The sequence below is a fragment of the Nocardioides sp. R-C-SC26 genome (assembly GCF_021246465.1).
Taxonomy (GTDB): domain Bacteria; phylum Actinomycetota; class Actinomycetes; order Propionibacteriales; family Nocardioidaceae; genus Nocardioides.
Genome location: NZ_JAHRHK010000070.1, coordinates 1 through 320, shown reverse-complemented (window position 1 = coordinate 320; position 320 = coordinate 1). Strand labels below are relative to the sequence as shown.

The 320-nt window shown below is 73.4% G+C and carries 1 pseudogene; it reads left to right on the top strand.

From position 1 onward, the window contains the following. Window positions 1-320 (top strand): annotated as a pseudogene (locus tag KSO97_RS17475) (hypothetical protein); the annotation flags it as partial.

The window sequence follows — 320 nt, the reverse complement described above, 5'->3', positions numbered from 1 at the left end:
GCACGCTCCCATGCTCGTGCTGGCCTCGCTCGGGTCGTGGGTGCCCGCACTCGTCGTACTCGCCGTCTTCCACCTCGCGTTCACCGTGGTGGTCGTCAACGGCATCGTCACGCGGCAGGTGATCACGCCCGACCACCTCCAGGGCAGGGTCAACACGACGGCCCGCTTGATCGCCTGGGGCGGCGCGCCCCTCGGTGCCGCGCTCGCCGGCGTGCTCGCCGACGCCGCCGGTACGGCGTGGGCGTTGCGGCTCACCGCACTGGGCTTGGTGGTGAGTCTGACCGCGGCGTCGGTCGTCGGCGTCCCGCGCTACCCGCGCG